Origin of the sequence: Kitasatospora sp. NPDC051705 (genome assembly GCF_044453265.1) — a bacterium.
GTDB lineage: Bacteria > Actinomycetota > Actinomycetes > Streptomycetales > Streptomycetaceae > Kitasatospora.
The window spans coordinates 217,244-242,633 of sequence record NZ_JBITCO010000007.1 but is presented as its reverse complement, the minus strand read 5'-3'; the positions used below and the strand labels follow the sequence as shown (position 1 = coordinate 242,633).

The 25,390-nt window shown below is 73.7% G+C and carries 28 protein-coding genes and 2 pseudogenes; 15 read left to right on the top strand and 15 right to left on the bottom strand.

Annotated features, from left to right (window positions below; translation table 11 throughout):
- Positions 1–36: 36 nt before the first annotated feature.
- Complete coding sequence (locus tag ACIA8Q_RS12510) at positions 37–1,347, bottom strand: cation:proton antiporter (RefSeq protein WP_396317134.1); 1,311 nt, start codon at positions 1,345–1,347, stop codon at positions 37–39.
- A 174-nt stretch (positions 1,348–1,521) separates the two neighbouring features.
- Positions 1,522–2,268: a hypothetical protein gene (locus tag ACIA8Q_RS12505; protein WP_396317133.1), complete on the bottom strand. Its 747-nt coding sequence runs from the start codon at positions 2,266–2,268 to the stop codon at positions 1,522–1,524.
- An 88-nt stretch (positions 2,269–2,356) separates the two neighbouring features.
- Here ACIA8Q_RS12505 and ACIA8Q_RS12500 point away from each other — a divergent pair, with 88 nt between their 5' ends.
- The 3 genes from ACIA8Q_RS12500 (at position 2,357) to ACIA8Q_RS12490 (ending at position 3,724) form a co-directional block, all read left to right on the top strand.
- Positions 2,357–2,866 carry a DinB family protein gene (locus ACIA8Q_RS12500; protein ID WP_396317132.1) on the top strand — a complete coding sequence of 170 codons (510 nt, stop codon included), beginning with the start codon at positions 2,357–2,359 and terminating at the stop codon, positions 2,864–2,866.
- A 178-nt stretch (positions 2,867–3,044) separates the two neighbouring features.
- Positions 3,045–3,335, top strand: a complete 291-nt coding sequence (locus ACIA8Q_RS12495) for a hypothetical protein (RefSeq protein ID WP_396317131.1) — start codon at positions 3,045–3,047, stop codon at positions 3,333–3,335.
- Positions 3,332–3,724, top strand: a complete 393-nt coding sequence (locus ACIA8Q_RS12490) for a hypothetical protein (RefSeq protein ID WP_396317130.1) — start codon at positions 3,332–3,334, stop codon at positions 3,722–3,724. Before ACIA8Q_RS12495 ends, ACIA8Q_RS12490 begins: the two co-directional genes overlap by 4 nt.
- A 55-nt stretch (positions 3,725–3,779) precedes the next feature.
- On the opposite strand, the gene ACIA8Q_RS12485 is transcribed toward ACIA8Q_RS12490, so the two are convergent.
- From ACIA8Q_RS12485 to ACIA8Q_RS12470, 4 genes are all read right to left on the bottom strand, one after another.
- The gene (locus ACIA8Q_RS12485) at positions 3,780–4,142 is read right to left on the bottom strand and encodes a hypothetical protein (protein WP_396317129.1); all 363 of its coding nucleotides are present in this window, start codon (positions 4,140–4,142) and stop codon (positions 3,780–3,782) included.
- Between the two features lie 367 nt (positions 4,143–4,509).
- Positions 4,510–4,983 (bottom strand): DIP1984 family protein, encoded by a 474-nt coding sequence (locus ACIA8Q_RS12480; RefSeq protein ID WP_396317128.1) that lies wholly within the window; start codon positions 4,981–4,983, stop codon positions 4,510–4,512.
- Positions 4,984–5,095: 112 nt separating this feature from the next.
- Positions 5,096–5,782, bottom strand: a complete 687-nt coding sequence (locus ACIA8Q_RS12475) for a hypothetical protein (RefSeq protein WP_396317127.1) — start codon at positions 5,780–5,782, stop codon at positions 5,096–5,098.
- Positions 5,783–5,884: 102 nt separating this feature from the next.
- On the bottom strand, positions 5,885–6,301 hold the full coding sequence (locus ACIA8Q_RS12470) for a hypothetical protein (protein WP_396317126.1): 417 nt from the start codon (positions 6,299–6,301) through the stop codon (positions 5,885–5,887).
- Positions 6,302–6,408: 107 nt separating this feature from the next.
- Here ACIA8Q_RS12470 and ACIA8Q_RS12465 point away from each other — a divergent pair, with 107 nt between their 5' ends.
- The 8 genes from ACIA8Q_RS12465 (at position 6,409) to ACIA8Q_RS12430 (ending at position 12,072) form a co-directional block, all read left to right on the top strand.
- Complete coding sequence (locus ACIA8Q_RS12465) at positions 6,409–6,753, top strand: hypothetical protein (protein WP_396317125.1); 345 nt, start codon at positions 6,409–6,411, stop codon at positions 6,751–6,753.
- A 249-nt stretch (positions 6,754–7,002) separates the two neighbouring features.
- A complete protein-coding gene (locus ACIA8Q_RS12460; protein WP_396317124.1) occupies positions 7,003–7,452 on the top strand; it encodes a nitroreductase family deazaflavin-dependent oxidoreductase in 450 nt (149 codons plus the stop codon).
- 155 nt (positions 7,453–7,607) lie between these two features.
- Positions 7,608–8,249, top strand: coding sequence for a dihydrofolate reductase family protein (locus ACIA8Q_RS12455; protein ID WP_360222004.1), 642 nt, complete (start codon positions 7,608–7,610; stop codon positions 8,247–8,249).
- A gap of 14 nt (positions 8,250–8,263) precedes the next feature.
- Positions 8,264–9,091, top strand: a complete 828-nt coding sequence (locus ACIA8Q_RS12450; protein ID WP_396317174.1) for an alpha/beta fold hydrolase — start codon at positions 8,264–8,266, stop codon at positions 9,089–9,091.
- A 156-nt stretch (positions 9,092–9,247) separates the two neighbouring features.
- Positions 9,248–9,541, top strand: coding sequence for a hypothetical protein (locus tag ACIA8Q_RS12445; protein WP_360222007.1), 294 nt, complete (start codon positions 9,248–9,250; stop codon positions 9,539–9,541).
- Between the two features lie 719 nt (positions 9,542–10,260).
- Positions 10,261–10,530, top strand: a complete 270-nt coding sequence (locus ACIA8Q_RS12440; RefSeq protein ID WP_360222010.1) for a LapA family protein — start codon at positions 10,261–10,263, stop codon at positions 10,528–10,530.
- Between the two features lie 533 nt (positions 10,531–11,063).
- A complete protein-coding gene (locus tag ACIA8Q_RS12435; protein ID WP_360222013.1) occupies positions 11,064–11,306 on the top strand; it encodes a hypothetical protein in 243 nt (80 codons plus the stop codon).
- A gap of 256 nt (positions 11,307–11,562) precedes the next feature.
- Positions 11,563–12,072: a hypothetical protein gene (locus tag ACIA8Q_RS12430; RefSeq protein WP_360222016.1), complete on the top strand. Its 510-nt coding sequence runs from the start codon at positions 11,563–11,565 to the stop codon at positions 12,070–12,072.
- Positions 12,073–12,178: 106 nt separating this feature from the next.
- Here ACIA8Q_RS12430 and ACIA8Q_RS12425 read toward each other — a convergent pair whose 3' ends face one another.
- The 4 genes from ACIA8Q_RS12425 to ACIA8Q_RS12410 all read right to left on the bottom strand — a co-directional run bounded on the left by ACIA8Q_RS12425 (position 12,179) and on the right by ACIA8Q_RS12410 (position 16,897).
- Entirely contained in the window at positions 12,179–12,898 is a 720-nt protein-coding gene (locus tag ACIA8Q_RS12425; protein WP_360222019.1) for a G1 family glutamic endopeptidase, read from the bottom strand.
- Between the two features lie 637 nt (positions 12,899–13,535).
- The gene (locus tag ACIA8Q_RS12420; protein ID WP_360222022.1) at positions 13,536–14,000 is read right to left on the bottom strand and encodes a MarR family transcriptional regulator; all 465 of its coding nucleotides are present in this window, start codon (positions 13,998–14,000) and stop codon (positions 13,536–13,538) included.
- A 16-nt stretch (positions 14,001–14,016) separates the two neighbouring features.
- Entirely contained in the window at positions 14,017–15,792 is a 1,776-nt protein-coding gene (locus ACIA8Q_RS12415) for an MFS transporter (RefSeq protein ID WP_396317123.1), read from the bottom strand.
- A 253-nt stretch (positions 15,793–16,045) separates the two neighbouring features.
- A complete protein-coding gene (locus tag ACIA8Q_RS12410) occupies positions 16,046–16,897 on the bottom strand; it encodes an NPP1 family protein (protein ID WP_396317122.1) in 852 nt (283 codons plus the stop codon).
- Positions 16,898–17,225: 328 nt separating this feature from the next.
- On the opposite strand from ACIA8Q_RS12410, the gene ACIA8Q_RS12405 reads away from it, so the two are divergent.
- The gene (locus ACIA8Q_RS12405; RefSeq protein WP_396317121.1) at positions 17,226–18,044 is read left to right on the top strand and encodes a methyltransferase domain-containing protein; all 819 of its coding nucleotides are present in this window, start codon (positions 17,226–17,228) and stop codon (positions 18,042–18,044) included.
- A gap of 31 nt (positions 18,045–18,075) precedes the next feature.
- Here ACIA8Q_RS12405 and ACIA8Q_RS12400 read toward each other — a convergent pair whose 3' ends face one another.
- The 3 genes from ACIA8Q_RS12400 to ACIA8Q_RS12390 form a co-directional block, all read right to left on the bottom strand.
- Complete coding sequence (locus tag ACIA8Q_RS12400) at positions 18,076–19,128, bottom strand: SMI1/KNR4 family protein (protein WP_396317120.1); 1,053 nt, start codon at positions 19,126–19,128, stop codon at positions 18,076–18,078.
- Between the two features lie 88 nt (positions 19,129–19,216).
- Positions 19,217–19,645 carry an SRPBCC family protein gene (locus tag ACIA8Q_RS12395; protein WP_360210398.1) on the bottom strand — a complete coding sequence of 143 codons (429 nt, stop codon included), beginning with the start codon at positions 19,643–19,645 and terminating at the stop codon, positions 19,217–19,219.
- A gap of 268 nt (positions 19,646–19,913) precedes the next feature.
- Complete coding sequence (locus tag ACIA8Q_RS12390; RefSeq protein ID WP_396317119.1) at positions 19,914–21,131, bottom strand: tetratricopeptide repeat protein; 1,218 nt, start codon at positions 21,129–21,131, stop codon at positions 19,914–19,916.
- A 232-nt stretch (positions 21,132–21,363) separates the two neighbouring features.
- On the opposite strand from ACIA8Q_RS12390, the pseudogene ACIA8Q_RS12385 reads away from it, so the two are divergent.
- The 3 genes and pseudogenes from ACIA8Q_RS12385 to ACIA8Q_RS12375 all read left to right on the top strand — a co-directional run.
- Positions 21,364–22,005 (top strand): annotated as a pseudogene (locus tag ACIA8Q_RS12385) (IS5 family transposase); the annotation flags it as partial.
- Positions 21,960–22,301, top strand: a complete 342-nt coding sequence (locus ACIA8Q_RS12380) for a hypothetical protein (protein ID WP_360210636.1) — start codon at positions 21,960–21,962, stop codon at positions 22,299–22,301. The pseudogene ACIA8Q_RS12385 and the gene ACIA8Q_RS12380, both read left to right, overlap by 46 nt.
- Positions 22,302–22,354: 53 nt before the next feature.
- Positions 22,355–22,603, top strand: a pseudogene (locus ACIA8Q_RS12375) (transposase); the annotation flags it as partial.
- Between the two features lie 1,670 nt (positions 22,604–24,273).
- Here the strand turns inward: ACIA8Q_RS12375 and ACIA8Q_RS12370 are convergent.
- Both ACIA8Q_RS12370 and ACIA8Q_RS12365 read right to left on the bottom strand, forming a co-directional pair.
- The gene (locus ACIA8Q_RS12370) at positions 24,274–25,011 is read right to left on the bottom strand and encodes an SDR family oxidoreductase (RefSeq protein ID WP_360210402.1); all 738 of its coding nucleotides are present in this window, start codon (positions 25,009–25,011) and stop codon (positions 24,274–24,276) included.
- Positions 25,008–25,274 carry an Atu4866 domain-containing protein gene (locus ACIA8Q_RS12365; RefSeq protein WP_360210404.1) on the bottom strand — a complete coding sequence of 89 codons (267 nt, stop codon included), beginning with the start codon at positions 25,272–25,274 and terminating at the stop codon, positions 25,008–25,010. Before ACIA8Q_RS12365 ends, ACIA8Q_RS12370 begins: the two co-directional genes overlap by 4 nt.
- Between the last annotated feature and the right edge of the window lie 116 nt (positions 25,275–25,390).

Genomic DNA, 25,390 nt, shown 5'->3' with positions numbered 1-25,390 from the left:
GCGGGTGCTGGTGCTCGTGCTCGTGCTGGCGCCGGGTCAGCTCAGGCGCCGGCGGGCGGGGTGGGCGGTCCCGGCCGCTTCCGGCGCGGCCAGGGCTTCGCGGAGTTCGGGCGTGCGGGCCCTCTCCGCCCGGAACCAGGTGCCGTAGCGGGCGGCGAGGAACGGGGCCGACATGCCGTGGGCGACCACACTGAGGCCGACGGTGGCGGCGACGACGAGACCGAGCCGGTGGATGCCGGGCACGTGCTCCTCGACCACGAGGAGCCCGAAGACCACGGAGGCCAGGCCGCGCGGCCCGAACCAGCCGATGTAGGCCACGGTGGGCCACCGGAAGCCGGTACCGGCGAGCGCGAGGACCACCGGCACCGTCCGCACGACCGTCAGGCTGAGCACCGCGTACGTGACGACCCGCCAGTCCAGCTCTTCCAGGGCCGGGCCGAGCAGCACCGCGCCGAAGACCAGGAAGCTCAGCGTCGCGAGCAGCCCGCCCAGGTACTCGGTCAGGTCGGCGGCCCGCCCGCCGGATCCGTCCGCGGGGAGCGGCGGGGCCTGGCGCAGTCCGAGGGCGAACGCGAACCCGGCCGTCCAGGCGGCGATGAACCCGCTGCCGTCCGCCGCCGTCGCCACCGTGTAGGCGCCGACGGCGACGGCCAGGACGAACACCTGTCGCCACTCGCCGGTCACCCAGCCCCGGGCCTGTGACCAGGGCAGCAGCCGCCCGCCTGTCAGGCCGACGGCCAGGCCCACGGCGGTGCTGAGCAGCAGGGTCCGCCAGAGGACCCCGTCCGCCCCCTCCGCGGAGGTGGCCGTGCCGGGGATCGCGGCGAGGAACAGGACGAAGAACGGCAGCACCAGCCCGTCGTTCAGGCCGCTCTCGACGTTCAGGCCCTCGCGGACGAGCGGCGGCACCGCGGGGCTGGTCATGGCAGCCTTGCCGAGCGCCGCGTCGGTGGGCGCGAGGATCGCGGCGAGCAGCGCGAGCTCCCCGCCGGTGAGGCCTGGCAGCAGGGGCCAGGCCAGCAGCCAGCCGGCCCCGATCGTGAGCGGCAGGCCGAGGGCCAGCAGGCGCAGCGGCAGGAAGCCTCCGGTGCGCAGGTCCCGTCGGCGCACGGTCATCGCGTCGGCGAAGAGGACCAGGGTCAGCGCGGCCTCGACCAGCGTGCGCACCGCGCCGGCGTCGCGTTCCGGGTGGATGACGTCCAGGCCGGCGGGGCCGATGAGCACGCCGAGACCGGTGAACAGCATCGGCGCCGACAGGGGTGTCGAGGCGAGTCTGCGGGAGAAGAGCCCGTAGCCGCCGGTGACGGCCGCCACGGCCGCCGCGGTCCAGGCGCCGCCGCCGCTCATCGAAGCCGTCCTCTCCGCAGGGCCGGTGGCCGGCCGCACCCCGAGGGATCGGGATGGGCCGGTCGGATCGTCATTGTCGCGTGGGAGGGTGCGCGATCACGGCGGGACATGCCGCCCGGGGGGCGCGCGTGGGGACGCCCGGCCGGGCGGCCGCCCGTCAGAAGGCCGCCGCCGTCACGAAGCCGTCGGCTGCGGGCTCATCGCCCGCTCGTACAGCTTCTCCCGCCCCCGCTTGAGCAGTTCGGCGGCCTTCTTGCGCGCCGCCTCCTCCGCCTTGTCGAGCGCGCCCGGGTAGTCGGCGGACATGCCCGAGCCGGCGCCGTAGTCGACGTCGACCGCCAGGTTCAGGTTCCCGTCGCAGAAAGCCGACTTGAAGCTCAGTTGGTCGACCGGCCCGGGGGTGGTGTCGGTGAGCGGGTGCCGGACCGAGGACTGGTAGCCCTCCTGGCCGAGCCCCCCGCCGTCGTTCATCGCGAACTTGCGCGTCTCGGTGGGCTTGGGCCCGCCGAGCGGGGACTTGGCGATGTCCGCCTCGACCTCCATCCAGTGGCAGCCGCGGGCCGCCTCGAAGACCGTCGCGTCGATGGTCACCCGCCAGTCCTCCGTCGCCGGGCCGCCGTCGTAGCTGCAGCTGAGCGTCGAGGACGGGTCGTCCGCGATCCCCTCGCTCGTCACCGGTATCGAGCTCCTCAGCTGCCCCGGCAGACCGGGATCGCCCACCGCCGCGCAGAGGTCGCCGACCGTGCGGTACCAGCCGACCTCCTTCGCCTTGCCGGCACTACTGCTGCTGCCACTGCCGGCGGTGGCACTGGCGCCACTGCCTGCGGTGCCGCCACCGCCGCCGCAGGCGGTGAGGAACACGAGGCCGGCAGCCACGAGGGCGGCCGCGCCGGTACGGGAGGTTCGATTTCGACTCGTCACCGCGCCAGGCTAGTGCCGGATCATGCGACGCCCGACCCGGGGTGACGCCCCGTCCGTCGCCGACCGCGGAGCCTGCGATCATCGACCGATGAACGCCATCGACCGCCCCATGCCGCCGCTGAACGCCGACGAGCGCACGACGCTCGAGAGCTGGCTCGACTTCCACCGCACCACCCTGGCCATGAAGTGCGAGGGGCTGGACGACGAGCAGGCCGCCACGGCCTCCGTGCCGCCGTCCGGCTTCACGCTGACCGGGCTGGTCCAGCACATGGCGGAGGTGGAGCGGAACTGGTTCCGTCGCGTGTTCGCCGGGGAGCAGGCTCCGCCCATCCACCCGAAGGCCGACCCGGACGGCCCCGACGGTGGCTTCGAGGTCGCTGAGGGCACCGCCCTGAGCGACGCCCTCGCCGTCTGGCACGCGGAGATCGCCCGCGCCCGTGCGCACTGCGCCGAGCACGCCCTGACCGACACGGGCCGCTTCATGGAGCAGGACGTCAGCCTTCGCTGGATCTACGTCCACATGATCGAGGAGTACGCCCGCCACAACGGCCACGCCGACCTGGTCCGCGAACGCGTCGACGGCGCCACCGGCGTGTAGCGCCGGGCCCGGCCGACAACTGCGTGGGCCGAGTTCTCCGAGTTTGACCAGGCCGAGGACCGACACCACACTCAGGTCGCCGCCGCGGCCCCGGCCACGTCCAGCCCAGGCGACAGTGCGGTTGACCGGGCCCACCAGTCGGTACACCATTGGTACACCAGCGGTGTACGATCGCAGTATGGCTGATGCGACGATCAAGGTTTCCCCTGAGACGCGTGACCGGCTCGCCGCTCTCGCGGCGGCCAGCGGCACCACGATCGGCGCCCAAGTGGCCCGGCTGGTGGAGGCGCAGCCCACCGCAGAGCAGATCGCGGAGCGCGTTGCCGAGGGCCGTCGGCTGCTGCGGGAGCACTTCGGGATGACGCTCTCCGACACGGAGCTGGACGAGGGCCCGAACCTGCTGCAGCGGGTCTACGACATCGCTGCGGCCGATGCCCGTGCGAAGGTCGCCCCGAGGCGCAGCGCGTGATCATTCTGGATTCGAGCGCCCTGTCCGCGCTGGCCGCCGGCCACCCGCGTCTGGACCGGATCGTGGACTCCGCGATGCAGAGCCCGTTCCAGCATCTGCTGGTACCGGTGCTCTGCCTGGTGGAGGCCGAGATCAAGGACGAGGGTGCCGCGCAGGCGGTGCTGGCGCTGCCCTCTCTGGAGTTCGAGCCGTTGGACGCGACCACCGCCATGGTGGTGGCGGCGATGGTCCGCGACGGGTACGGGGGCCAGGACGTGGCGCACGCGATCGCCACGAGTCTGCCCACCCCGGTGCGTCCGCAGCAGCACCTGATCCTTACGGCCGATCCGGGGCTCTATCCGCCCGGGATCGTCGCCGTCGACATCGACGACCCCCGTCTGGAGCCGTAGGGGAGAGCGCGCGGCCTCGCCGACGAGGTCGTGCCGCCTTGCTGAACGGAGCCGGCTACTCCAGAACCCGGAAGGACGTGCCCGCGGAGTCGGCGTAGGTGAGCCAGGCCGCGCCCGCGCTGTGGACGTGCAGGTCGACGGTGACCTCGTCGTCGTCCCAGCGGCCGGACTCCGAGATCGCGAGGCCGATCAGCGCGAGGGTTCCGGCCTGGTCGCGTAGTTCGTACTGCTCGCGGCTCTCCTCGCCGAGGCCGTCCGAGGACTCCTCGTCGCGTTCCCAGGCGTCCACGGCGGCCCGGGCTAGGTCCCCGGGCAGTCGCACGGTGACCGGGCCGACCTGGAGGTGGACGTGTTCCCCGACCGCCGCCAGCACCGTCGAGTCTTCCCTGTACCGCTCGTACTGCTCCTGATCGACCACGGCGCGAGGCTAGCCGGGCGGGCGGAACCGTCTCCACCGGATTTGCCCGCCGGGCCCCTGTGGGCGGGCACCCGGGGCCTGACGGCACGTCGGCCCCCGGGTGGAGTGGGTGCGAGGGCCGTGCGGTGTGCACGGCCCTCGCACCCGGGTGTGGGGCGCCCCGTTCCCGCCCTCGTCGTCCGGATCTGCACATGGTGGTGAGCTGTGCGGCGTGTGCCGTCACCTGTGCGCGGTGCTGAGCTGCACTGTTGGTGGGGAATCGAACCCCTGCGTTGCTCTTCACGCGCCAGGACCGGTTTGACCGCCGGCCTCGGTGTGTGCACGCCTCCGTGGCGACTACCTGCTGTCCCACACCCGGTCTGCGGGGTCAGTCCTCGACCAGGTCGATCTCCCAGTTGGTGCGCTGGATCAGGGTGTCCACCTCGCGGATCTCCTTGGCGAGGAGGTCCGCCCGGGCGCGGAGTTCGGCGACCGGCAGGGCGGAGAGGATCCTGAGTTCGGACCGCAACTGCCGTACGGCACCGCGCTGGTCGCGTCCGGAGGCGGCGTCGGCGGCCGCGGTGAGCACCGAGTGGCGCAGCCGCAGGACGTCCCGGCGGGCGAGGGCGTCGGTCAGCGTGCCGCCGCCTTCGACGAGCGTGGTGGAGTTGGTCCGGTTGATCAGGCGGATCAGCCGTTCCAGCTCGTCCAGTACCTCCCCGGCCTGGGCCAGGACCTCGGCCGCGTTCTCGGCCGGCTCCTCGCCCTCCTGGTAGCGGGCGCTGCCGACGACGCGCGAGCGCAACTGCTCCACCTGCCGCACCGCGGCCGCGCGCTGTGCAAGCGCTTCAGCCAGTTTCACCGCGTCATCCACCCTCTGCGTGCCGTTGATCGTCCGGCAAGTATGCACGTCGGCGCCGGTGGCACGGATCGCCGGGGCCCGCCCCCTCGGTGGGCTGCGGTGCGTCCTTTCGTCAGGGGGTGGTGGCGGTCGCCGCGACCTCCCCGGTCAGGCCTGCGCGGGTCAGCGCGCGGGCGATGGCCGGCCCGTCCAGCGGGTCGTCGTCGGCGTTGGTCGGGGCCAGCCGTTCCAGCAGCCGGTGCGGGTCCAGCCGGTAGGCCTCCGCGTCGGCCAGGAGGCCCTGCGCGTCCGGCCCGTCGGCCGTGTCGGCCGTGTCGTCCAGGTGGTCCGTCAGTTCGCCCAGGACTTCGCCGCGGTCGATGAAGGAGCTCATGCCGCAGTCCAGGCCGTCGTCGCGGAGGCCGTCCGGGTACGGTGCCCGGGCCCAGGCGCCGTTCTCGTACCAGTAGACGCAGCCGATCTCGTACGACTGGATCAAGTCCCGCAGTTCCTCGTGGGGCAGCCACTCGGGGCCGCCCGCCAGCACGTCGATCGCCGGCTCGTGCCACTTGACGCCGCTCGACTCGTCCTCGCCGTAGAGCACGAACCGGCCGTCGCCCCGCTGGGACATGACCCACCAGGTGCAGCCGCAGTCGTCCCAGTGCAGGCCCTTGTCATCGATCCACCGGCCGGTGCGGTGGCGCGGCGGGCGTTCCTCGTCCGCGGTGGTCGCCTGGAGGGCGGCGAGCAGCGCCCAGCGTGCCCACAGCTCCTCGGCCGGCGGGAGGTCCTGCGGCAGTCCCGGCCGGTGAACGGTCATGTGTGCCCCCGTGCGTGCGTTCCGATGGTGCTCGCCGCAACCGTACTGTCCACGACCGACAGGGCCGGCACGGGGCCCGGGGGCGGCAGGGGCCCGTCCGGGTCAGTACCCCTCGCGGACCTCGAAGACGCCGCTGTCCCAGTACACGGAGGGCTCGTCGGCCTCGCTCGGCCAGTCGCTCTGCAGGTGGCGGCGGCCGTGGCCGAGGGCCCCGACCCGGTGCGGGCCCAACCGCCCCGCCGCCAGGTCGTCCGCCTCGGCGTCGGTGATCGGCAGCACCGTGCGGTACTGCGCGTCCTGTGAGGCGGCCCAGTCGACGTACTCGGTGAAGACGCTCACGAAGGCCTGCGAACAGAGGGCGCAGCGCTGGACGGAGACGATGAAGTGCGAGTCGTCCCGGATCATCGTCTCGACCCGGACCCCGGTGTGGCTCCGGTGGTGCGCCCGCGCCACCTCGGCGTCCTCGGCGCAGCACGCCGCGCACCCGAAGCCCGCGGACTGCGTCGCGTCGTCCCCCATGGTCGCGCCCCCTTCGGCCGTGGCGCCACATGCTACTCGGGCGGGGGCCGGGAGATCCGGCGGCCCGGGGGGTGCCGTGACGGCCCGGGGCACGCCAGACTGGCGCCATGCTGATCTCCGCCCGGCGTGACCGGCCCCTGCTGAGGTTCTGGACGACGACCCGCGCCGACTTCTACGCCGACGACCGGACGGCCCGGTGGACCGCGCGGGCGGCCTGGCTGCTGGTGACCGCGTCGCTGTGGCTGGTGTTGATGTTCACGGTGGTGTTCGGGGCGACGGTCGCCGGCGCACCGACGGGTGTGGTGCTCGTGCTGATGGTGGGTCTGGGCTTCACGGTGCCGGTCGTCTCGATGCTCGCCGTCACGTCCGGGCCGCACGGCCGGATGGGGGCGCCGCTGCTGACCGCGCTGGTCATGGCGGGCGCCGTGGTGCTCTGCTTCTGGCGGAGCTGACCCGGGCCGCCCGGCGCCCCGGTCCCCGGCCGCGCCCGGCCACGCGCGGGGCCCGGACACGCGCGGGGCCGTGCGGGAGCGCTCCGCGCCCGGGGGCGGCCGATATGCTCCCCCAGCTGGGAGGTGCCTGCGGCAGGAGTGGGGGGCACGGGCCTCGACGATCCGCGTTCGCGCTGGTCGGAGGCACCGTGCAGGCCACCCGGCCACGGCGGGACACCGCACTTCATGACGTGACGACGGGGTGATGCGATGCCTCTCGAAGGCGAGTACGAGCCGAGTCCGGCGCAGTGGGTGCGCGAGCAGGTCGAGCTGTACGAGGGTTCGGGCGGCACGCAGGGGCTGACGCTCCGGGACACGGGCCTGCCCGTCGTCATCCTCACCACGCGCGGCGCGAGGAGCGGCAGGATCCGCAAGACCCCGGTGATGCGCGTGGAGCACGAGGGCCGGTACGCGGCCGTGGCCTCGAAGGGCGGCTCCCCGCACCACCCGCTCTGGTACTTCAACGTCACGTCCGACCCGCACGTGGAGCTCCAGGACGGGCCCGTGCGCCAGGACATGACGGCCCGGGAGGTCACCGGGCAGGAGAAGGCCGAGTGGTGGGAGCGCGCGGTCGCCGCGTACCCGCCGTACGCCGAGTACCAGCAGAAGACCGACCGGGAGATCCCCGTCTTCGTGCTGGAGCCCGCCGCGCGCGGGTAGGAGCGCCTGCGCGGGGCTACAAGGGTGGGGCCCGACGCCCCCGGAGACCGGGTCGCGGCACACTTCGGGAACCGGTCCGCGGCGCGGCGATGAGTTTTCCGGCTCCGGCAGGTCTACATCTCGACGGGGTAGACCGACGCACCGGGAGTACAGACATGGGCCTCATCCAGATCGAAATGTTCGCGACCCTCGACCTCGTCGGGCAGGCGCCCGGCGGGCCGGACGAGGACCCGGCGGGGTTCCCGTTCGGCGGCTGGCAGGCACCCCTGCTGAACGAGACCACCGGGGCGCAGATCCTCGCCGCGTACGAGGGCACCGACGCCCTCCTGCTCGGCCGGCGGACGTACGACATCTTCGCCTCCTACTGGCCGCACCAGAAGGACGGCGAGATCGCCGAGCTCTTCAACCGCGTCCCGAAGTACGTGGCCTCCCGCGGCACGCCCGAGCTGCCGTGGGCCGGGTCCGTGCAGCTCGGCCCGGACCTGGCCGCCGCGGTGCGGGAGATCCGGGAGCGGCACGAGAACGTGAAGGTCGTCGGGAGCCTGGACCTGGTGCAGTCCCTGCTGCGGGAGAAGCTCTTCGACCGCCTCGACCTCTGGGTGCACCCGATCGTGCTCGGCGTCGGGAAGAAGGTGTTCGACGGGGGCGCGGTGCCCACGAACGTCACGCTCCTCGAACCGCCGGTGGCCGGCCCGCAGGGCACCGTGTACCTGCGCTACGGGCTCGCCGACGGCACGCCCGGGACGGGCGACATGAGCCTGCCCGACCGCGGTCTCGGGTCCGACGAGGGCAGGTGATCGCGATGACCACGATGACCACCGTCGACGTCGACGGGACCGCCCTGGGCGTCGAGTCCTTCGGTGACCACGACGCGCCGCTCGTCCTGCTCGCGGGCGGGCCGACGATGCTCTCCTGGCCCGACGCGCTCTGTGAGCGCCTGGCCGCCGGCGGGCGCCGGGTGGTGCGCTACGACCTGCGGGACAGCGGGGAGTCCACGACGGCGGACCCTCAGGCACCCGCCTACACCCTGCGCGACCTGGCCGCCGACGCCGCGGCCCTGGCCGGCGCGCTCGGCGGGGCGCCCGCGCACCTCGGGGGGATCGGCGTCGGCGGGATGGTCGCCCAGGTGGCCGTGCTCGACCACCCGGGCGCGTTCCGCGCGCTCACCCTGGTCGGCACCCGCCCGGTCGCCCCGGGCCCGCCCGACGACGACGGGGAGGCGATGGGCCGGCTGTTCGCGCGCCCGGCGCCCGACTGGGCCGACCGCGCGGCGGTGGCGGAGTTCGCCGCCGCCGGCGCGCAGGTCCTCGGCGACGACCCCGCCGCCGCCCGGGCCGTCGCCGCACGCGTCTGGGACCGCACGCCCGGCACCGCTCCCCCGGTCCAGCTGGCCAACCAGCTGGGCGTGGTGTTCTCCCGGCTGGACTGCACGCCCCGCTGGCGCGAGCGCCTGCCCGGCGTCGGGGTGCCGACCCTCGTCGTCCACGGGCGCCGCGACCGGTTCTTCCCCGTCGGCAACGGCGAGGCGCTGGCGCGCGAGATCCCCGGGGCCCGGCTGCTCGTCCTCGACGAGGCCGCCACCGCGCTCCCCGCCGCGGCGGTCGGCGAGGTCACCGGGGCGATGCTCGAGCTCGGATAGCGGACGGCGGGGGAGGGCGGGGCCGAGGACCGCGACGAGCCCGCCGAGGCGCTGCGCAGGCACCACCGGCAGCGCCCCGCGGGCTTGTCGATCTCCTCCCGCGGGGATACCGCGGGTGCCTCGCTCCTCGAGTTCCCCCTGGGGAAAGGGACTTCCATGCCGCTCGGCAACGCGTTCAACAAGGCCTTCTGCAACGGGCACGACTGGGGCTACTGGGAGCGGTACGACGGCAGCTTCACGCTCTACGGGATCGTCCTGGGTGCCAGGGGGACCCCCGAGGCGGAGCACTGCCTCTGGTTCAGACGGTGCCGCAGGTGCCGCGGCCGCGAGACCGAACTGCGCCACAGCTGGGGCCCCCTGGAGTTCATCAACGAGGACCTCGGCGTGGACTCCGGCAAACGGTACGACGGGTACCGGTGCACCTGGTGCAGGGCCACCAAGCCGGCGTGACGTGACGGCACACGCCCACGCCGCCTGCTCAGCCGTCTGCGCGTCCCGGGCCGAGACGAGCCCGGTCTGTCGGCGACGGATCGTCGCATCGAGCAGCTCGGCGGTGCGGCGGGCCAGCGGCACCTCGCCGCTGGCGACGGCCCCGCCGACCGGGGTGTGGAAGGACAGCAGCTGTCGTGCCCGACAACAACGCGTCGAGCGCTCGGCCCTTGACCGGGCCACCCGACCCCGAGGGCTTCGACTGGCCGTTCGGCGGTGGTGGCTCGTCCGCGCCCCCTGAGATTCACGTTGAGGTCACCTGTCTGCGAGTACGTCGTCTGAACGGCACGCTACGACTGTTGTTGATCTAGATCGTGCACAAGAGAAGGCCCCGCTCGCGCGGCACCATCGTGCGAACCGTTCGAGTTCCCCGGACTCGTCGAACGGCGAGCCGGCCTGGCGGCGACCCTCACCCTGGAGGAGCTGCAGGCTGCGTTCAGACAGTGTGCGGAGCCGTCTCCCGGACCGCCCGGCGCCACCGCGGACGGTCGCTCTGGCCGCCGTCGCGACCGGCGCCCTCGGCCTCGACACCCACCTCACCGGCCTGCTCGAAGCCCTCCTCGCCCGAGGACGCGGTCCCCGCATGACCGGCGGCAGCGGTGAGCCGGACGGACGGGCCCCGGGCCCGTCCGCCGACACCTCGTGGGGACGAATCGAGCCGATCGCAGGATACTGAAGCCATGGCGCAGAACGCCCGCACGCACCACGAGCCGTCGCGTCTCACGGTCAAGGGCCGCGAGGTACGACTGCGCACCATCGCCATGGGCGTCATCGCCGTCCTGGCCGTCTGGTTCATCGCGGTCAACACCGCCTCCGTGACCATCACCCTGTGGGTCGCCGACGTCACCCTGCCACTCTGGGTCGTTCTGACCGTCACGATCCTCGTCGGCATGCTGATCGGCACTTTCCTGACCCGCCGCCGGGCCTCCCGCAGAGCAACCCGGCCATGACCCCGGGGCCCGCACGTCGACGTCCGCCCCGGGCCTGACCGGCGGGAAACCGCAGGCGGAGAGGACTGCGCAGTCGGCGGACGGTCTCCCGCGCGGCGCCGGCCACGGTCCCGACCAACCTCTCCACGCTGCGGGTCCAGGAGGGGGCTCCCAACCGCAGTCGTCCCAGTGCAGACCCTCGTGATCCCCGTCGATGTCGGGAGGGTACGGCTGCGGCGCCGTGGCGTCATTGTGTGAACGCTCGTGCCGTCCCTGCATCCGCCCGGTTCCCCGGAGCCCCTCCGTCCACGCCCCGGGCGGAACGCGCTGCGCCGACCGGCGGCGTGCAGGTGGGAAGGCCCGGCTCGCGGCGGAGCGGGGCTCGGGGCAGCGTCCGGGGGGGCTTCACACCGGTTGTCGGCGGACGCGCCGACCGATCCGGCAGGAAGGACGCGGGAGCCTGCCCGGTCTTCCACCCGATCGTCTCCGCCCCGGCGAACACGGTGATCGCAGCCTGGGTGAGCGCGCGGAGCCGGAACCAGGAGGAGGGCCCCATGCCGCAGGAAGCCGCAGGGGCCCCTGCCGGGGACAGGACCGGCTTCGAGACCGATGAGGCGGCCCGCTGCATGGCCCACTCGCACGACGTACTGCGGTGGCGCGAGCACGCCGTGGGCCGGGCGGTCGAGGCCAAACGGCGCGCCGGCCTGGCGGCGACCCTCACCTCGGAGGAGCTGCAGGCGGCGTTCCGGCAGTGTGCGGAGCCGGTATCCGTCCCGTTCGGTTCCGGCGGGGTCTGATCGGGCCGTGACGAGCTCGTGCAGGCGCCCGGCCGGGGCGAGCCCGGCCCCGGCCCGTCCCCGCGCCCCTTGCCCGCCCAGGGCGGGCTCGTGCGCGCCCCGCTCCCGCCCGGGCGCAATCGTGCGCGCCGTGCCTCCGGCCCCGGGCCGGGCGGCGTTGACGCCCGGTCACGCCGGGGTGGAGCGTGGCCCGGGGCGGACAGGACCCGCCCCGCAGGCAGTGCCCCTAACGCCCCCGTACGCCCGAGGAGTTCCCGTGCGTCGCTCCGGCACCTCCGTCCGAAGAACCCCCGCCCGCATCCCCGCCCTGGCCTCCGCTGTGGTCACGCTGGCCGCCCTGCTGTGGCCGACGGCAGCGGCCTCCGCCTCCCCCTCGGCCCTCGCCGCCGACCCCCCGTTCGGCACCCAGACCACCATCGGCCTGTACGCGCCGGTGCCGGCCGGCTGGGCGGCCGTCGCCCAGAACCAGGCGACCGGGCTGAAGACCATCGAGTTCCTCGGCGGTGCGCCCTACCTGGCCAGGGTCGCCGTGCTGGCCAACACCACCGTGCCCGCGGGCTGGGTGCTGGTCGCGGTGTCCATCGACGCCCGGACCTCCCAGGTCGCCTACCTCGGCGGCGCGCCCCACGGTGCGACGGTCACCGCCGACGTGGGCTGCACGATGCCCGGAGGCCGGGTCTACGGCTACCCCGTGCCGGCCGGCTGGACGATCGTCGGCAGCGGCGTCAACTCCGTCTGCTCGTACCAGAACCTGCGCTACCCCTGACCGGGCTCTGCCCGCCCGGTCCCGCCCGATCCGCCGTTCTGGCCGGGGGACGGCAGGCGGCCCGCCCCCCGTGTGCGGGAAGCGGGCCGCCCGGGCGCCGGTACGGTCACTGGTGGAGGTAGGTGTCGGTGAAGCTGGTGCCGCCGGAGCCGAGCGCGCTGGTGCGGGCCTCGTAGGTGCCGTTGGAGCTGGGGTCGAGGGCGACCGGGCCGAAGGAGCCGAGGGACTTGCCGTTGACGGTGGCCGAGGTGAACGCGAGGGTCCCGAACTTGGGGTACGAGCCGGTCGGCGACTCGATGATGACCTCGGCGCTGGTCCGCTGCGCGGACAGGGACTTGGTCGTGCTGTAGGTCCAGCCCCGCGAGGAGTCGGTCAGCTTGAGGGTGTACTTGCTGCTGCCGGCGTAGGTGACGGAGGCGGTGATGACGTCGCCGGCCGACACCGGGTACGAGCTGAGGCTCAGGTAGACCGGGCTCGCCGGGTACATCTCGTACCAGGCCTGGTTGACGGGGCTGCCGCTGGAGCAGTCGGTGGCCACCCCGGTCTGCTCGACGGTGGAGGAGCCGTACCCGTCGATGCCGACCCAGGGCGCGTAGAGGTCGTTGGTGGAGTTGCAGGTCGCGTGCGGCTCGGTCCAGGTCGCCGAGACCGAGGTGAAACCGCTGCCCGTGGCGGCGTAGCCGCCCCAGTTGTAGCCGTTGGTGTTGTACTGCAGGGGGCGGAAGGACATCGCCCGGGCGGCCGCCGCGGTGGTCGGCGCGGCGGGAGCCGCGAGGGTGGTGGCTGCTGCCGCGAGGGTGACGACGCGTATCAGGAACGTGCGCATGCTGGCTCCTTCGTGGGGGGCGGGCCGGCGGCTCACACGCCGAGTCGGGCCGTGGGGGCGGCCGTGGTGGGGTGGCAGTCAGGATTACCGACTGTCATGAGCCGGGCAAGAGGAGCAGCGGGAAGGTTGATGAAGGAATTGCCTTGCCGAGTAGTGGACTTGACGTTCACCCGGCGCGCACGCACGGGGAGAGGAGTTCCCGGCGGGGCCGCCCCCGGGCCCTGCCGGCCCGGGGAACACACCCGCCCCATGGCCTCGGGCACGGCGCAGGAACGCCGGGCCCGAGACCATGGGGCGGGTGTTGACACCTCGGCGGGTGCCGCGGGGAGGGGCTCCTGTTACCGGGCCTGGTCGTCCACCGCCGCGGCCACTGACGCGACCGGGCAGTCGCAGCGCTTGCGGCCGACCAGGAGGAAGGGGCCTCGCTGTCGGGGACGGGCACGAGGCCGGGAGGGTTTCCTCCGCAGTACTTGGCCTTCTGCGCGTCGGTCATGGCGACCCCGTGGGCGGCGAACACGCCCGTTCCGCCCTTGTCCGGGCTGTTGAGCCGCCACCTGCGCCGGACGGGCTGACCGGGCGGACGCTTTACCAGGCATCCGGGCGGGTGGCCTGACGGGCGGTCTGGCGGGCCGGACGGTCAGGACTGCGGGTCCTCGGCGAGGAGTTCGAGGACGGGCAGGGCCGCGAGCAGCGCCGCGCGCTGGTCGGCGGTGAGCAGCGCGGTGCGTTCGGCGAGGACCTGATTGCGTTCGGCGCGGATCTGGGCCAGCGTGGCGCGGCCGTCGTCGGTGATCCGGATCAGGGCGGAGCGCCGGTCCTGCGGGTCGGCCTCCTTGGTGAGCAGGGCGTCGGCGTGCAGCGGGGCAAGGGTGCGGATCAGGGAGGGCGCGGACACCTGCTCGCGGGCGGCGAGGTCGACCAGCCGGATCGGGCCGTGGGCCTCGATCCTGGCGAGGGCCGAGAGCTGGGCGAAGGTGAGGTCGCGCCGGCCGGAGGCCTGGACCATGTGCCGGTGCAGCCGGGAGACGGCCAGGCGCAGCCGGGCGAGGTCGTCGGCCGGTAGCGGGTGTTCGGCCCCGGGCGGGGTCGTGGTGGTCGCCATGGGCCGGTGGTCCTCCTCAGGTGCGCGGGTCGGTGCCGGTCCGCGCCGGGGCGGGCGTTTGCTTCACCGTACCGGCCGGCGGGGCGGCCTCGGCGGGACGGGCGCGGATCAGGGAGGCGGCGGCTCCGGCGAGGGAGAGCGCGATGGCGAACCAGAACACCACCACCAGGCCGTCGTGGAAGGGGCCGGCGATCAGTTGGGGGAAGAACTGGCGCCCGGTGAGGGTCTGGGCGTTGGCCGCCGGGAGGTGGCCGAGCAGGTCGGGGCCGAGGAGTTCGCGGACCGGGTTGCAGCCGAGGAAGGCCGCGAACAGGGTGCCGACCGGGGGCAGGGCGGCGATCGTGTGCGCGGCGGGGGCCGGGACGCCCTGCGCGGTGAGGCCGGTGTCCAGTCCGTGGGGCAGCGAGCTGGACAGGCCGGCGACCATCAGCGAGAAGAACACGCCGATCGACAGCACCATCCCGGCGTTCTGGAAGGTGGCGCGCATGCCGGAGGCGGCGCCGCGGGCGTCGGCCGGGACGCTGGACATGATCAGCGCGGTGTTCGGGGCGGCGAACAGGCCGCCGCCCAGGCCGTTGAGGAGGATCAGCAGGGCGAACCAGCCGTAGCCGAAGTCGGTGGGCAGGAGCAGCAGGCCGCCGAAGGACAGGGCCATGACCGCCAGGCCGGCGGCCGCGTACAGCCGGGCGCCGTGCTTGTCGGAGAGGTGGCCGGCGAGCGGGCCGGCGATCAGGAAGCCGATGGTCAGCGGGATCATGTAGATGCCCGCCCACAGCGGGGTGTCCTCGTACTGGTAGCCGTGCAGCGGCAGCCAGATCCCCTGCAGCCAGATGATCAGCATGAACTGCAGGCCGCCGCGGGCGACGGAGCCGAACAGGGTGGCCGCGTTGCCGCCGGTGAAGGCGCGGTCGCGGAACAGGCGCAGCGGGAACATCGGTTCGGGGGCGCGGAGTTCGACCAGGCAGAAGAGGGCGAGGACGGCGGTGCCGCCGATCAGGCCGGCCAGCACCCACGGGTTGGTCCAGCCCATGGTGCGGCCGCCGTAGGGCTGGATGCCGTAGGTGATGGCGGCGAGCAGGGCGGTCAGGCCGACGGCGAAGGTGAGGTTGCCCCACCAGTCGATGCGGGCCGGGCGGCGCACGCCGGTGTCGCGCAGCGAGCGGTAGGCCCAGGCGGTGCCCAGCAGGCCGATCGGGACGTTGACCCAGAAGATCGAGCGCCAGTTCCACTCGGCGAGGACGCCGCCGAGCACCAGGCCGATGAAGGATCCGGCGATGGCCGCGACGACGTTGACGCCCAGGGCCATGCCGCGCTGGCGGGCGGGGAAGGCGTCGGTGATGATCGCCGCCGAGTTGGCCATCAGCATCGATCCGCCGACGGCCTGGGCGACCCGCCACAGGATCAGCCAGAGCGCGCCGCCCCCGCCGGAGACGGGGTCGAGGGAGAGGGCGACGGAGGTGAGGGTGAAGAGCAGGAAGCCGGCGTTGTAGATCCGCACCCGGCCGTGGATGTCCCCGAGCCGTCCGAGGGTGACCACCAGCACGGCGGTGACCAGGAGGTAGCCCATCAGCATCCAGAGCAGGTAGCTGACGTTGCCGGGCTGCAGCGGGTCGAGGCCGATGCCGTTGAAGATCGCGGGCAGCGAGATCAGCACGATCGAGCTGTTGATGGTCGCGACCAGCGTGCCGAGGGTGGTGTTCGACAGCGCGACCCACTTGTAGCGCGGGTCCTCCTGCTCGTGGCTCGGGTTCTCCCGCTCGTGGCGCGGGTGTTCCTGCGGGACCGCCGGCATGCCACCACTCCGCCCGGGTGAGGTTTCCTGGAACGCCTGGAATAGTTAGTTGCTACTAGCTAACTATCCTCCTGGCGGGTGCCCGGACACAAGGGTCGCGGGGGCTGCTGGAAAGGCACTCGAACGCGGACCGGCCCGCCCGGATCCCGCCCCCGTCCCCGGGCCCGGGGACGAACCCGGGGACGGACGGTGCGGGCCCGGTGCACGGGGGTCACCGGGCCCGCGTCGGGACGTGCGCGGGGCGGCCGCGGCGTCAGGCCCAGGGGTTGAACGGGATGCCGCCGGGCTTCGAGGCGTTGAGCAGGTTGCGGAAGCGGTCGTCCTTGTCGGTGGTCTTGATGGTCGCCGATCCGAAGTCCGCGTTGTTGAGGCGGTCACGCAGCCAGGTGCTGGGCCAGCCGTTCCAGTCGACGATGGGGGGCTGGCGCCAGTTGTGGTAGTGGTTCTCCGGCGGCTCGTCGTTGCCGTTGGCGAGCCGGAAGAGGTGGCTGCCCGGGCCGCCCGTGCCGCCCTCCTTGTGGTAGACGACCTTCGGGTGGCTGCCGTCGAAGCGCACCGACGAACGCGGGTAGGTGTGCTGGCTGTTGTGCTGGGTGACGGTCAGGAACTCGACCTGGTTGGACGACTGGTTGACCCACGAGACGACGTGCTCGAAGTCGTGGCGGTGGCCGCCCGCGCCGCCGTTCTGCGTCTGGTCCTTCTCGAAGTAACTGGCGTACACGATGGCGCACCAGCCGTTGTTGCACTTGGAACGGGCGTAGGTCTGCGAACGGTCCAGGTCGGACTTGTCGCGGCAGTTCCCGTTGACGTCGCCGCCCAGCTTCAGACCCGGGTTGAGGGTGCCGTCCGGGGCGATGGCGGCGACCGCGTAGCAGCCGTCGGTGTCGTAGTCGTAGGCGGGCGAGAAGGACGCCTCGTAGCCGCCGGCCCGCTGCGGCAGGTTCGGCAGCGAGTCCGCCTGGGCGACCGGCCCGGGCAGGGTGAGGGCCAGGGCGCCGGCGCCGACGAGCGTGGCGACCCGGCGACGGACCCGGGTGGCGCGGGTCGTCCCGGACGCGGTGTCCGCCTGCGTGGCGGCGCGGCCGCGTGTCAGGAGGTCTTTCATCTTCGCCTGCTTTCCTGGTCGTCGGTGCGGCCGTCCCGCGCGGTGGCGGGCGGCCGGTGACGATCCTGGCGGCTTGGTCCGGACCTGCGGATCCGTCAAATGACGCAAGGAAATCGGTGAGTTACGCAGTCACGCGGTCCGGACGGCTCCGCCGACGTTCCGGCGACGTTCCGGCGACGGGCAGTCAACCGCCGTCAACGACAGGAGCCCCGGCCCACTCCTGGCCACCGGCCACCATGGATGCCCTGGCTCACCGACTCACGGCGGCTCACCGACTCACCGCGGCGCAGCGGGCGGCGGGCCCGGGTGGCTGCCTACAGTGGGGGCCATGACCGACCCGCGCCCCACCTCGGCCTTCCACGCGGCCAACACCGACCCCGCGGTCACGGACCGGATGGTCGCCGCGCTGGACGTCCAGGCCGCCAACCCCGGTGTGCGGAGACTGCGGGAGTGGGCGCACGCGCGGCTGGGCGCGCGCCCCGGTGAGCGGGCGCTGGACGTCGGTTCGGGCACCGGCTCGGAGACCCGGCTGCTCGCGGCGGCCGTCGCCCCGGGCGGCGAGGCGACCGGCGTCGAACCCAACCCCGGCCTGCGCGCCGTCGCCCTGCAGCGGGCCGCCGTCGACGCCTCCCCGGCCCGGTTCCTCGACGGCGACGCGCTCGCGCTGCCGCTGCCCGACGCCGACCGGGACGTGGTCTGGTGCGAGCGCGTCCTCCAGCACCTGACCGACCCGGCGCGGGCCGTCGCCGAGATCGCGCGGGTCCTGCGCCCCGGCGGCCGGGTCGCCCTGCTGGACACCGACTGGTCCACCTTCGTGCTCCACCCGGCCGACCCGGAGGTCCGCCCGGCGCTGGCCGCCGTCACCCGGGCCACCGCCGCCACCCCGGACGCCGGACGCCGCCTGGCCGGCTGGCTGAGCGCGGCCGGCCTGAGCGTCGACGAGCTCGGCGCCGACGTCCTCCTGCAGGACCCGCACGCCGTCGCCTGGCCGATCGTCCGCGCGCTCGGCGCGGCGGCCGTCGGGCGGGGCCTGGTCACCGAGGAGCAGCGCGACCGCCTGCACGCCGGCCTCACCGCCGCCGCCGAGCAGGGTGCCTGCCACCTGTCGGTGACGATGTTCGCCGCCGTCGCCCACCGGCCGCGCTGACCGGCGGCTGCCCGCCCGGGCCGTGGTCGGGCTACTCGCCGTCCCAGGGCAGGGCCACCAGCACTCCCCCGCCGGCCAGGCGGGCGTAGCGGCAGGTCGCGCCGATCGCCCAGAAGTCGACGGCGGCGCGGCCGGTGACGGAGCGCAGGTCGGCCAGCCTGGCGTCGTCGGGCAGGCCCTCCGCGGCCGCGCGCAGCACGTCGTCGCCGCTCGTGCGCAGCCGGGCCGCGGTGACGTCCTCGACGCTGGTGGTGCGCCGGTCGCCGTCGGGCCACAGGTCCCCGAACCGGCGGCCGAAGGCCCCGACGTCGGCCGCGGTACCCCTGGTGCCGGTGGCGGCGAGGGCCTGTTCCAGGCAGTCGGCCAGGTGGTCGAGCCACGCGGTCAGGGAGGGTGCCATGCGGTCGGTGTCGGCGGCGTCCCAGAACCGGAACACCGGGCCCCAGGCCCCGGTGCGCAGGTCGACGTCCACGTAGGTGTGGCCGTCGCCGTGGTCGGTGTGGACGAACCAGTGGGTGCCGACCCCGCCGGCGTGGTCCTGGTACCAGCTGACGTCGGCGTTGGCGTACCGGCCGCGGTTGTAGGCATGGTCGAGGTCGACGTGCTCGTGGGACTCGTGGCCGTTCACGGCGGAGCGGCTGACGGTGACGCGCACCCCGCCGACCGAGCGCAGCAGGGCCCGGACCTCCTCGGGCACCGGGACGGGCCAGGCGTCCATCCGGGCGTCGTCGATGCCCGGGTCGAGGGCCACCAGCCCGCCGGAGGCCTCGGCCAGCCGGTGCAGTCGGGCCGCGGTCGCGGAGGCGGTGCCCACGGCGGGTGCGGTCGCGGTCGCGGAGGCGGTGCCCACGGCGGGTGCGGTCGCGGTCGCGGAGGCGGTGCCCACGGCGGGTGCGGTCGCGGTCGCGGTGCCCACGGCGGGTGCGGTCGCGGTCGCGGTGCCCACGGCGGGTGCGGTCTCGGTCGCGGTGCCCACGGCGGGTGCGGTCTCGGTCGCGGTGCCCACGGCGGGTGCGGTCTCGGTCGCGGAGGCGGTGCCCACGGCGGGTGCGGTGGCGGTGGTCGTGGTGGTCTGGTCGGTCATGCGGTCGGCCCCCCGGTTCGTTCGGTATCGGGGTCGAAGCTACTCCGGCCGTACGACACCGCGGGCCCCGGTCCTGCCGCGGCCTGCGTCAGCCCCCGGTGGCGCGGTCCTCGACGAAGGTCTTGAAGCGGCGCAGGTCACCGCGCACCTGGCGGTCGAGCACGCCCAGCTTGTCGGCGGCCTTCTCGGCCAGGCCGGTGGGGTGGAAGACCATGGTCATCCGCACCCGGGTGCGGTCCGCGCCGAGCGCCTCGAAGTCGACCGTGCCGGTGTGCTTCACGCTCTCGCCGGTGGTGCGCCAGGCGACCCGCGCATCGGGCACCCGCTCGACGATCTCGGTGTCGAACTCCCGGGCCAGACCGGCGATCTTGGTCCGCCAGTGGGCGTGCTGGTCGTCCAGCTGCCGGACCTCCTCCACGCCCTCCATGAACTCGGGGAACTCCTCGAAGGTCGCCCACTGGTCGTAGACGACGCGGACCGGCACGTCCACGTCGATCGACTCCTCCACCATGCTCATCGCCGCACCTCTTCACGTTCGTCCGGGCCGGACCGGGGCGGGCCGCATCGGCCCTCCGGGCGGCCCGGTCGGCCCGGTCGTACGGGACCAGGGGCCCCGGGGCCGCGGACGGCGCCGCCCCTGCCAATCTGGGCCCTGCGCCGGACGGCGGCAACCGGCGCGCCCGGCCCCCGGCCCGATCGGCCCGCCCCGGCGCCCGCCGGTGCCCCTGTGCGGTGAACCGGCCGAGGTCCGGGCCGGCGGGCGCCCCGGGCGGGCCGGGGGTTCGCTACCCGCGCTCCGGGGGCCCCGCCATCGAGCGCAGGCGGGCCTCCAGGGCGGTGACCTCGGCGAGCGGGGAGCCGTAGAGCCGGGGGATCTCGGCCGCGAGCCCGCGCATCAGGCCGAGGGACTCCGTGGCGGCGGCCAGGGCCTCGGCGAGGTCGGTCCCGGCTTCGGCCCGAACCCGGGCGTGGAAGGCCAGGGCCAGCGCGAGGTCGCCGCGGCGGGCCACCGGGTTGAGCGCCGCCTGCTCGCGCATCATCGCCAGCGCCCGGGTGGTGACCCGGGCCGCCTCGCCGAACCTCCCCAGGTCTGCCAGCGCCGCCGCGAGCAGGGACAGCGAATCGGCGAGCAGTGCGCCGTGGACGCCGGGTTCGGCCCGGTCCAGCTCCTCGAGGATGGCGACCGACTCCTCCACCGCGGCCAGCGCCCCCTGCCGGGTGTCGTGCATCCTGGCCAGGTTGCCGAGCCCCATCGCGAGGTCCCGCCGGTGCACCGCCGGGTTCGCGCGCGCCAGCCTCCGGTAGAGCGCCACGGCCTCGTGGGCGCTCCTGAGCGCCCGGCGGTGCTGGTTGCGGGCCGACTGGCGGCGGGCCAGGTTGTTCACCGCCTGGGCCAGCCCGGGCGTGTGGGTCACCGGGTCCGCCGCGGCCAGCCGGCGCATCAGCACCACGGACTCCCGGGTGACCTTCAACGCCTCGGCGTACCGCCCGAGCCGGGACAGCACCACGCCGAACTGGCTGAGCGCGTTGGCCAGTTGCGGGCGGTAGGCGGCGTCCGCGTGGGCCAGCCGGCGGTACAGGCCGACGGCCTCGCCGGTCACCGTCACCGCCTCCTGCGGACGCCCCAGCCCCCACAGGGCGGTGCCGAGCCCCAGCAGCGTGGCGCCCAGCGGCGCGGCGAAGGGCGCGTCGGTCTGCCGGCCCCGGCCCAGCGCCACCGCCTCCGAGGCGGTGGCCAGGCACTCCTCCCACCGCGCCAGCTTGGACAGCGCCTCGCAGCGGAGCACCAGCACGTAGGCGAGCGTGGCGGCGGCACCCCGGGCCGCGGCGCCCCTCGCCCCGGCGAGCCGGCCCCGCAGGAGCCGCGCGGCCTCGTCGGTGGCCGCCAGCGCCTCCTCGTACCGGCCTGCGAGCACCAGCCGGGTGCACCGCTCGAAGGCCTCCTGGGCGGGGTCGGGCGCGGCGCCGGGCTTCTCGCCGGGTCTCGGCGTCTGGTCGGGCAAGGGGGGCTCCTCGGGCTCGATGACGGCTGACATCGCACGATCAACTCGCCGCCAGACAAGTTGAACTGACGCTAAGTCGGTTCCTGATCCCCCGCCGTGCCGGACGGCCCGGTCAGTATGCCCGCGCCGGCCGCCCCCGGACCCCCGCGGAACGGCCCGCCTAACTGATCGTTTCAAAATGGGTTGAGCTGGGCTCCTTGCGCTTGTCGATCTTGGTCGCCAAGCTGTCCGGATGCGTGTTGATCTTGTTCCGGATGGTCTCTGGGAGCGGGTGGCTCCGCTGCTGCCGCCCGCTCCCCGTCGGCGTTACTGCCACCCCGGGCGGCTGCGACTTCCGGACCGGGCGGCCCTGGCCGGCATCGTCTACGTGCTGCGGACCGGTGTCGCCTGGCGTGATGTCCCCGCGCAGGCCGTGGGCTGCTCCGGAGTGACGGCCTGGCGCCGACTGCGGGACTGGACCGAGGCCGGCGTCTGGCCCCGCCTGCACACCGCGCTGCTGACCGAACTGCGCCGCGCGAATCTGCTGGACCTGGACGACTGCGCCGTGGACGGCTCGCACGTCCGGGCCCTCAAAGGGGGCAATCATGTCGGCCCCTCGCCCGTTGACCGCGCACGCCCCGGCTCCAAGCACCATGTGATCGTGGACCGTTGGGGCACTCCGCTCGCCGTGACGCTCACCGGAGGCAACCGCCATGACGTCACTCAGCTGCTTCCCCTGCTGGACGCGATACAGCCGATCCGCGGACTGCGAGGACGTCCGCGGCGCAGGCCCCGGCGCCTGTACTTGGGTTCTAGCGGTTGTCGCAACACCCCAGCTGAAGGGGTGCGATGGACTTCGAGATTCGCGAGGACCGGAAGCCGCAGGGGCCCAGGAAGCTCCGTGCCGAACGGGAGGAATACTTCCGGCTCGTGCGACAGGGCTACAGCAACAGAGAGGCGTCCCGGCTGGTGGGCGTTCACCCGCGTACTGGACGCGAGTGGCCCAACGGCCGGACGGACCCGAACAGGTTCAGGGCGCCCGCTCGACCCGAGCGGGCGCCCTGCGCCGTGTCCCGGTACCTGCGTGAGGACGAGCGGATCCACATCGCCGCCGAACTCAACGGCCGCCCACGCAAAACGCTCGGCTGGGAAACCCCAGCCGAGCGCCTGCATAAACTCGTCGCGGCCTGATCAAACCGACCACGTGTTGCAACGACCCCTAGAAACCGCCGTACGCCGACCGGGGCTACGACTTCGACAAGTACCGCCGCCTGCTCTGGAAGCGCGGCATCAAGCCGATGATCGCCCGCCGCGGCGCCGCCCACGGCTCCGGACTCGGCACCGTGCGCTGGGTCGCAGAGCGTGCCTTCGCCTGGCTCCACCAGTTCAAGCGCCTGCGCACCCGCTACGAGCAACGCGCAGACCTCCACCAGGGCCTGCTCGACCTCGCCTGCGGCATCATCTGCCTGCGGCGCCTTCGAAAATCCTCCTGAAGCGACCGATGCGGCGGCCCGGACAGGCTGTCGCAAGTGCCCGACCTCAAGGGATGGAGGGCCCGAGCCGGGAGGCACATCCCGCGCAGGCTCCGGGTTGCGGCCACCGCCCGGGCTGACAAGGCGGCGGGTGAAGGGCAAGCCGTGGTGGTCCTCGGGTGCGGGTGTGGGGCGCCGCGTGGTGGCGTACCGGCTGCCGGAATGCCCATGACAGGCATTCACTACAGTGATCACACGGAGTGCTCGCCTCGTGACTGGCCGGAATGTGAACGGAATGTCATGCTGCCCATGACTCGTGAGTCGGACAAATCCTACTTACCGCGCCGACATCCGATCGCGGTCCGCAGATCTGAGAGGTCTCGTCATGCGTTCCACCACCCGCATCAAGCAGCGCAGAACCGCCTTGGCTGCCGCCCTCGTGGTGGCGTCCAGCGCACTAGTAGCGGCCCCCCTAGCCGCCTCCGCCCACGCCGCCGCCCCGCCCGACTGCGTGAACGGCCGCGAGTACACCGGCTCATTTACGTGCAGGCTCCCCGCCAGGCTGGTGGTGACTTTCCATCTCATTGGGGGTGGTGGTGGGGGCGGGGCGGGTTCCGAATTCGGTGACATTCATGGCGGTGGCGGCGGTGGCGGCGGCGCTAGTGTTCGATGCACGAAGCTCCTGGCAAGGGGCACCGTCCTCTCCGGTACGGTCGGTGGCGGCGGTGGTGGCGGAACTGAGTTCGCAGCGGGAGCGGGGGGCTCGGGCGGCGGCTCGGGCGGCAGCAACGCAGCCGGTGGTGACGGGGGCGGCGGGGCGGAAGGTGGCGCCGGCGCGAGCCAGGATGTTCTCGGCTTTGGTGGTGGCGGCGGTGGTGCATCTACCCTAAGTGCCGGTACCGGCATGCAGCTCTCTGCGGGCGGCGGCGGAGGCGGCGGCAGCCTAAGCAATGCTTTTGGGGTTCCGCTGAGCGGCGGCGGCGCCGGAGGCATTGCCACCGCTACCGGTTGCGGTGGCGTCGGCGTGCTGGTAACTGACGACGGGTCACACGGTGGCGCCGGTACCGAGTCTTCGAGCGGCGCCGGCGGCGCCAGCGGCGACTTCGGGTCCGCCGGCATTGGCGGCTACGGTGGCAGCAGCCCCGGCCCCATCAGCGACACTAGTGGTTTCGCCGGGAGTGCAGGCAACATCAAGGTGTCCTGGCTGCCCTGATTCACGCCGTTTCGCAGGGCCGTGAGGCGCCGCCGTCCCGCCCGTGAGCCTGCTGGTGTTGCCCGGCGACCTTGTCGGTCGCCGGGCACACGTCGCGGAAGCCGCACTCGTGCTGCTGTCAGTGAGCGAGCCGCTATCGGCGCTGGTGCCACCCTCTGCCTCGCACCGTCAGCTCAGGTTGTGGCACACCTGACAGATCGTGGCTACATGCAGACCTCCGCCATCCTGGTGGCCGTCTCCGCCGTGCCTCCGCTCGTCGTGGCGCACATGCTCGACTCGGCAGCGACCCCGCCCGCCACGCTCACCGTGGAGGCCCGAATGCGCGAGCTAGAGGGAACTGCTCGCCGTGACATTGGCAGAGCACTCGATCGGCCTTGCACATTCCCGACCGCACAACCTACGCAGCTCAACCCATTTTGAAACGATCAGTAAGGTGCCGCGACGCTCGGCACCCCGACCGGAGCGCAGCCGCCAGCGCTCACTGGGCGCTCGCCGTGGGGCGGACGACGAGCTCGTTGACGTCGACCTCCCGGGGCTGGGAGACGGCGTAGGCGATGGCGTCCGCGACGGCGGACGCGGGCAGGGCCACGGCGCGGTACGTCCGCATGGCCTCCCGGGCGGTGGGGTCGGCGATGCCGTCGGCGAGCTCGGACTCCGTCACGCCGGGAGCGACGAGGGTGACCCGGATGTCCCCGCCGCACTCCTGGCGCAGCCCCTCGGTGATCGCGCGCACGGCGAACTTGGTGGCGCAGTAGACGGCGGCGGTGGGAGAGACCTCGTACGCGCCGACGGACGCGACGTTCACCAGGTGCCCGCCGCCCTGGGCCCGCATCACGGGCAGCGCGGCGGCGATGCCGTGCAGGACTCCCCGCAGGTTCACGTCGATCATGCGGTCCCACTCGTCCGTCCGCAGCGCTTCCAGGGGCGAGAGCGGCATCACCCCGGCGTTGTTGACCAACACGTCCACCCGGCCGTAACGGCTGCGGGCCTCGGACACGAAGGCCCGGACGTCGGCGGCGTCCGTGACGTCCAGGCGCCGGAACGCCGCGGTGCCGCCCGCGGCTTCGAGCTCGCCGGCCAGCGCGGCGAGGCGGTCGGCGCGCCTGGCGCCGAGGAGCAGGCGGTGGCCGTCGGCGGCGAGGCGGCGCGCGGTGGCCTCCCCGATCCCGCTGCTCGCCCCGGTGACCAGGACGACCTTGCCCCTGTCCTGCGTCATGCCTGCTTCTCCTCTCGGTGGAGCACGAGGTGTTCGTGGTGGAGGACCCCGTCCCGGATGTCGCCCGTGGCGGTGAACCCGGTGTCGTCGACGTAGTCGAGGTGGTGGCCGGTGAGCGTGTAACGGCCCGTGTAGGCGTGGCGGCGGCTGCCGCGGGCCTCGTCGTAGCGGCCGTCGGCCCGCAGCTCCTGGCGGATGTACCCGCCCGCCGTCACCCACGTGCCGACCACGTCGACACCGCCCTGCTCGGTGCTGCCCGTCAAGGACGGACTCCCTTCGTCGCTGCGTGCGGAACCGTTCCGCGCCACCGAGTCTGGGCACGCCGGGAACGACCGGCCAGGACGCGCCCCGCCTGGGTGCAGTGCACCCGGGCAGGGCA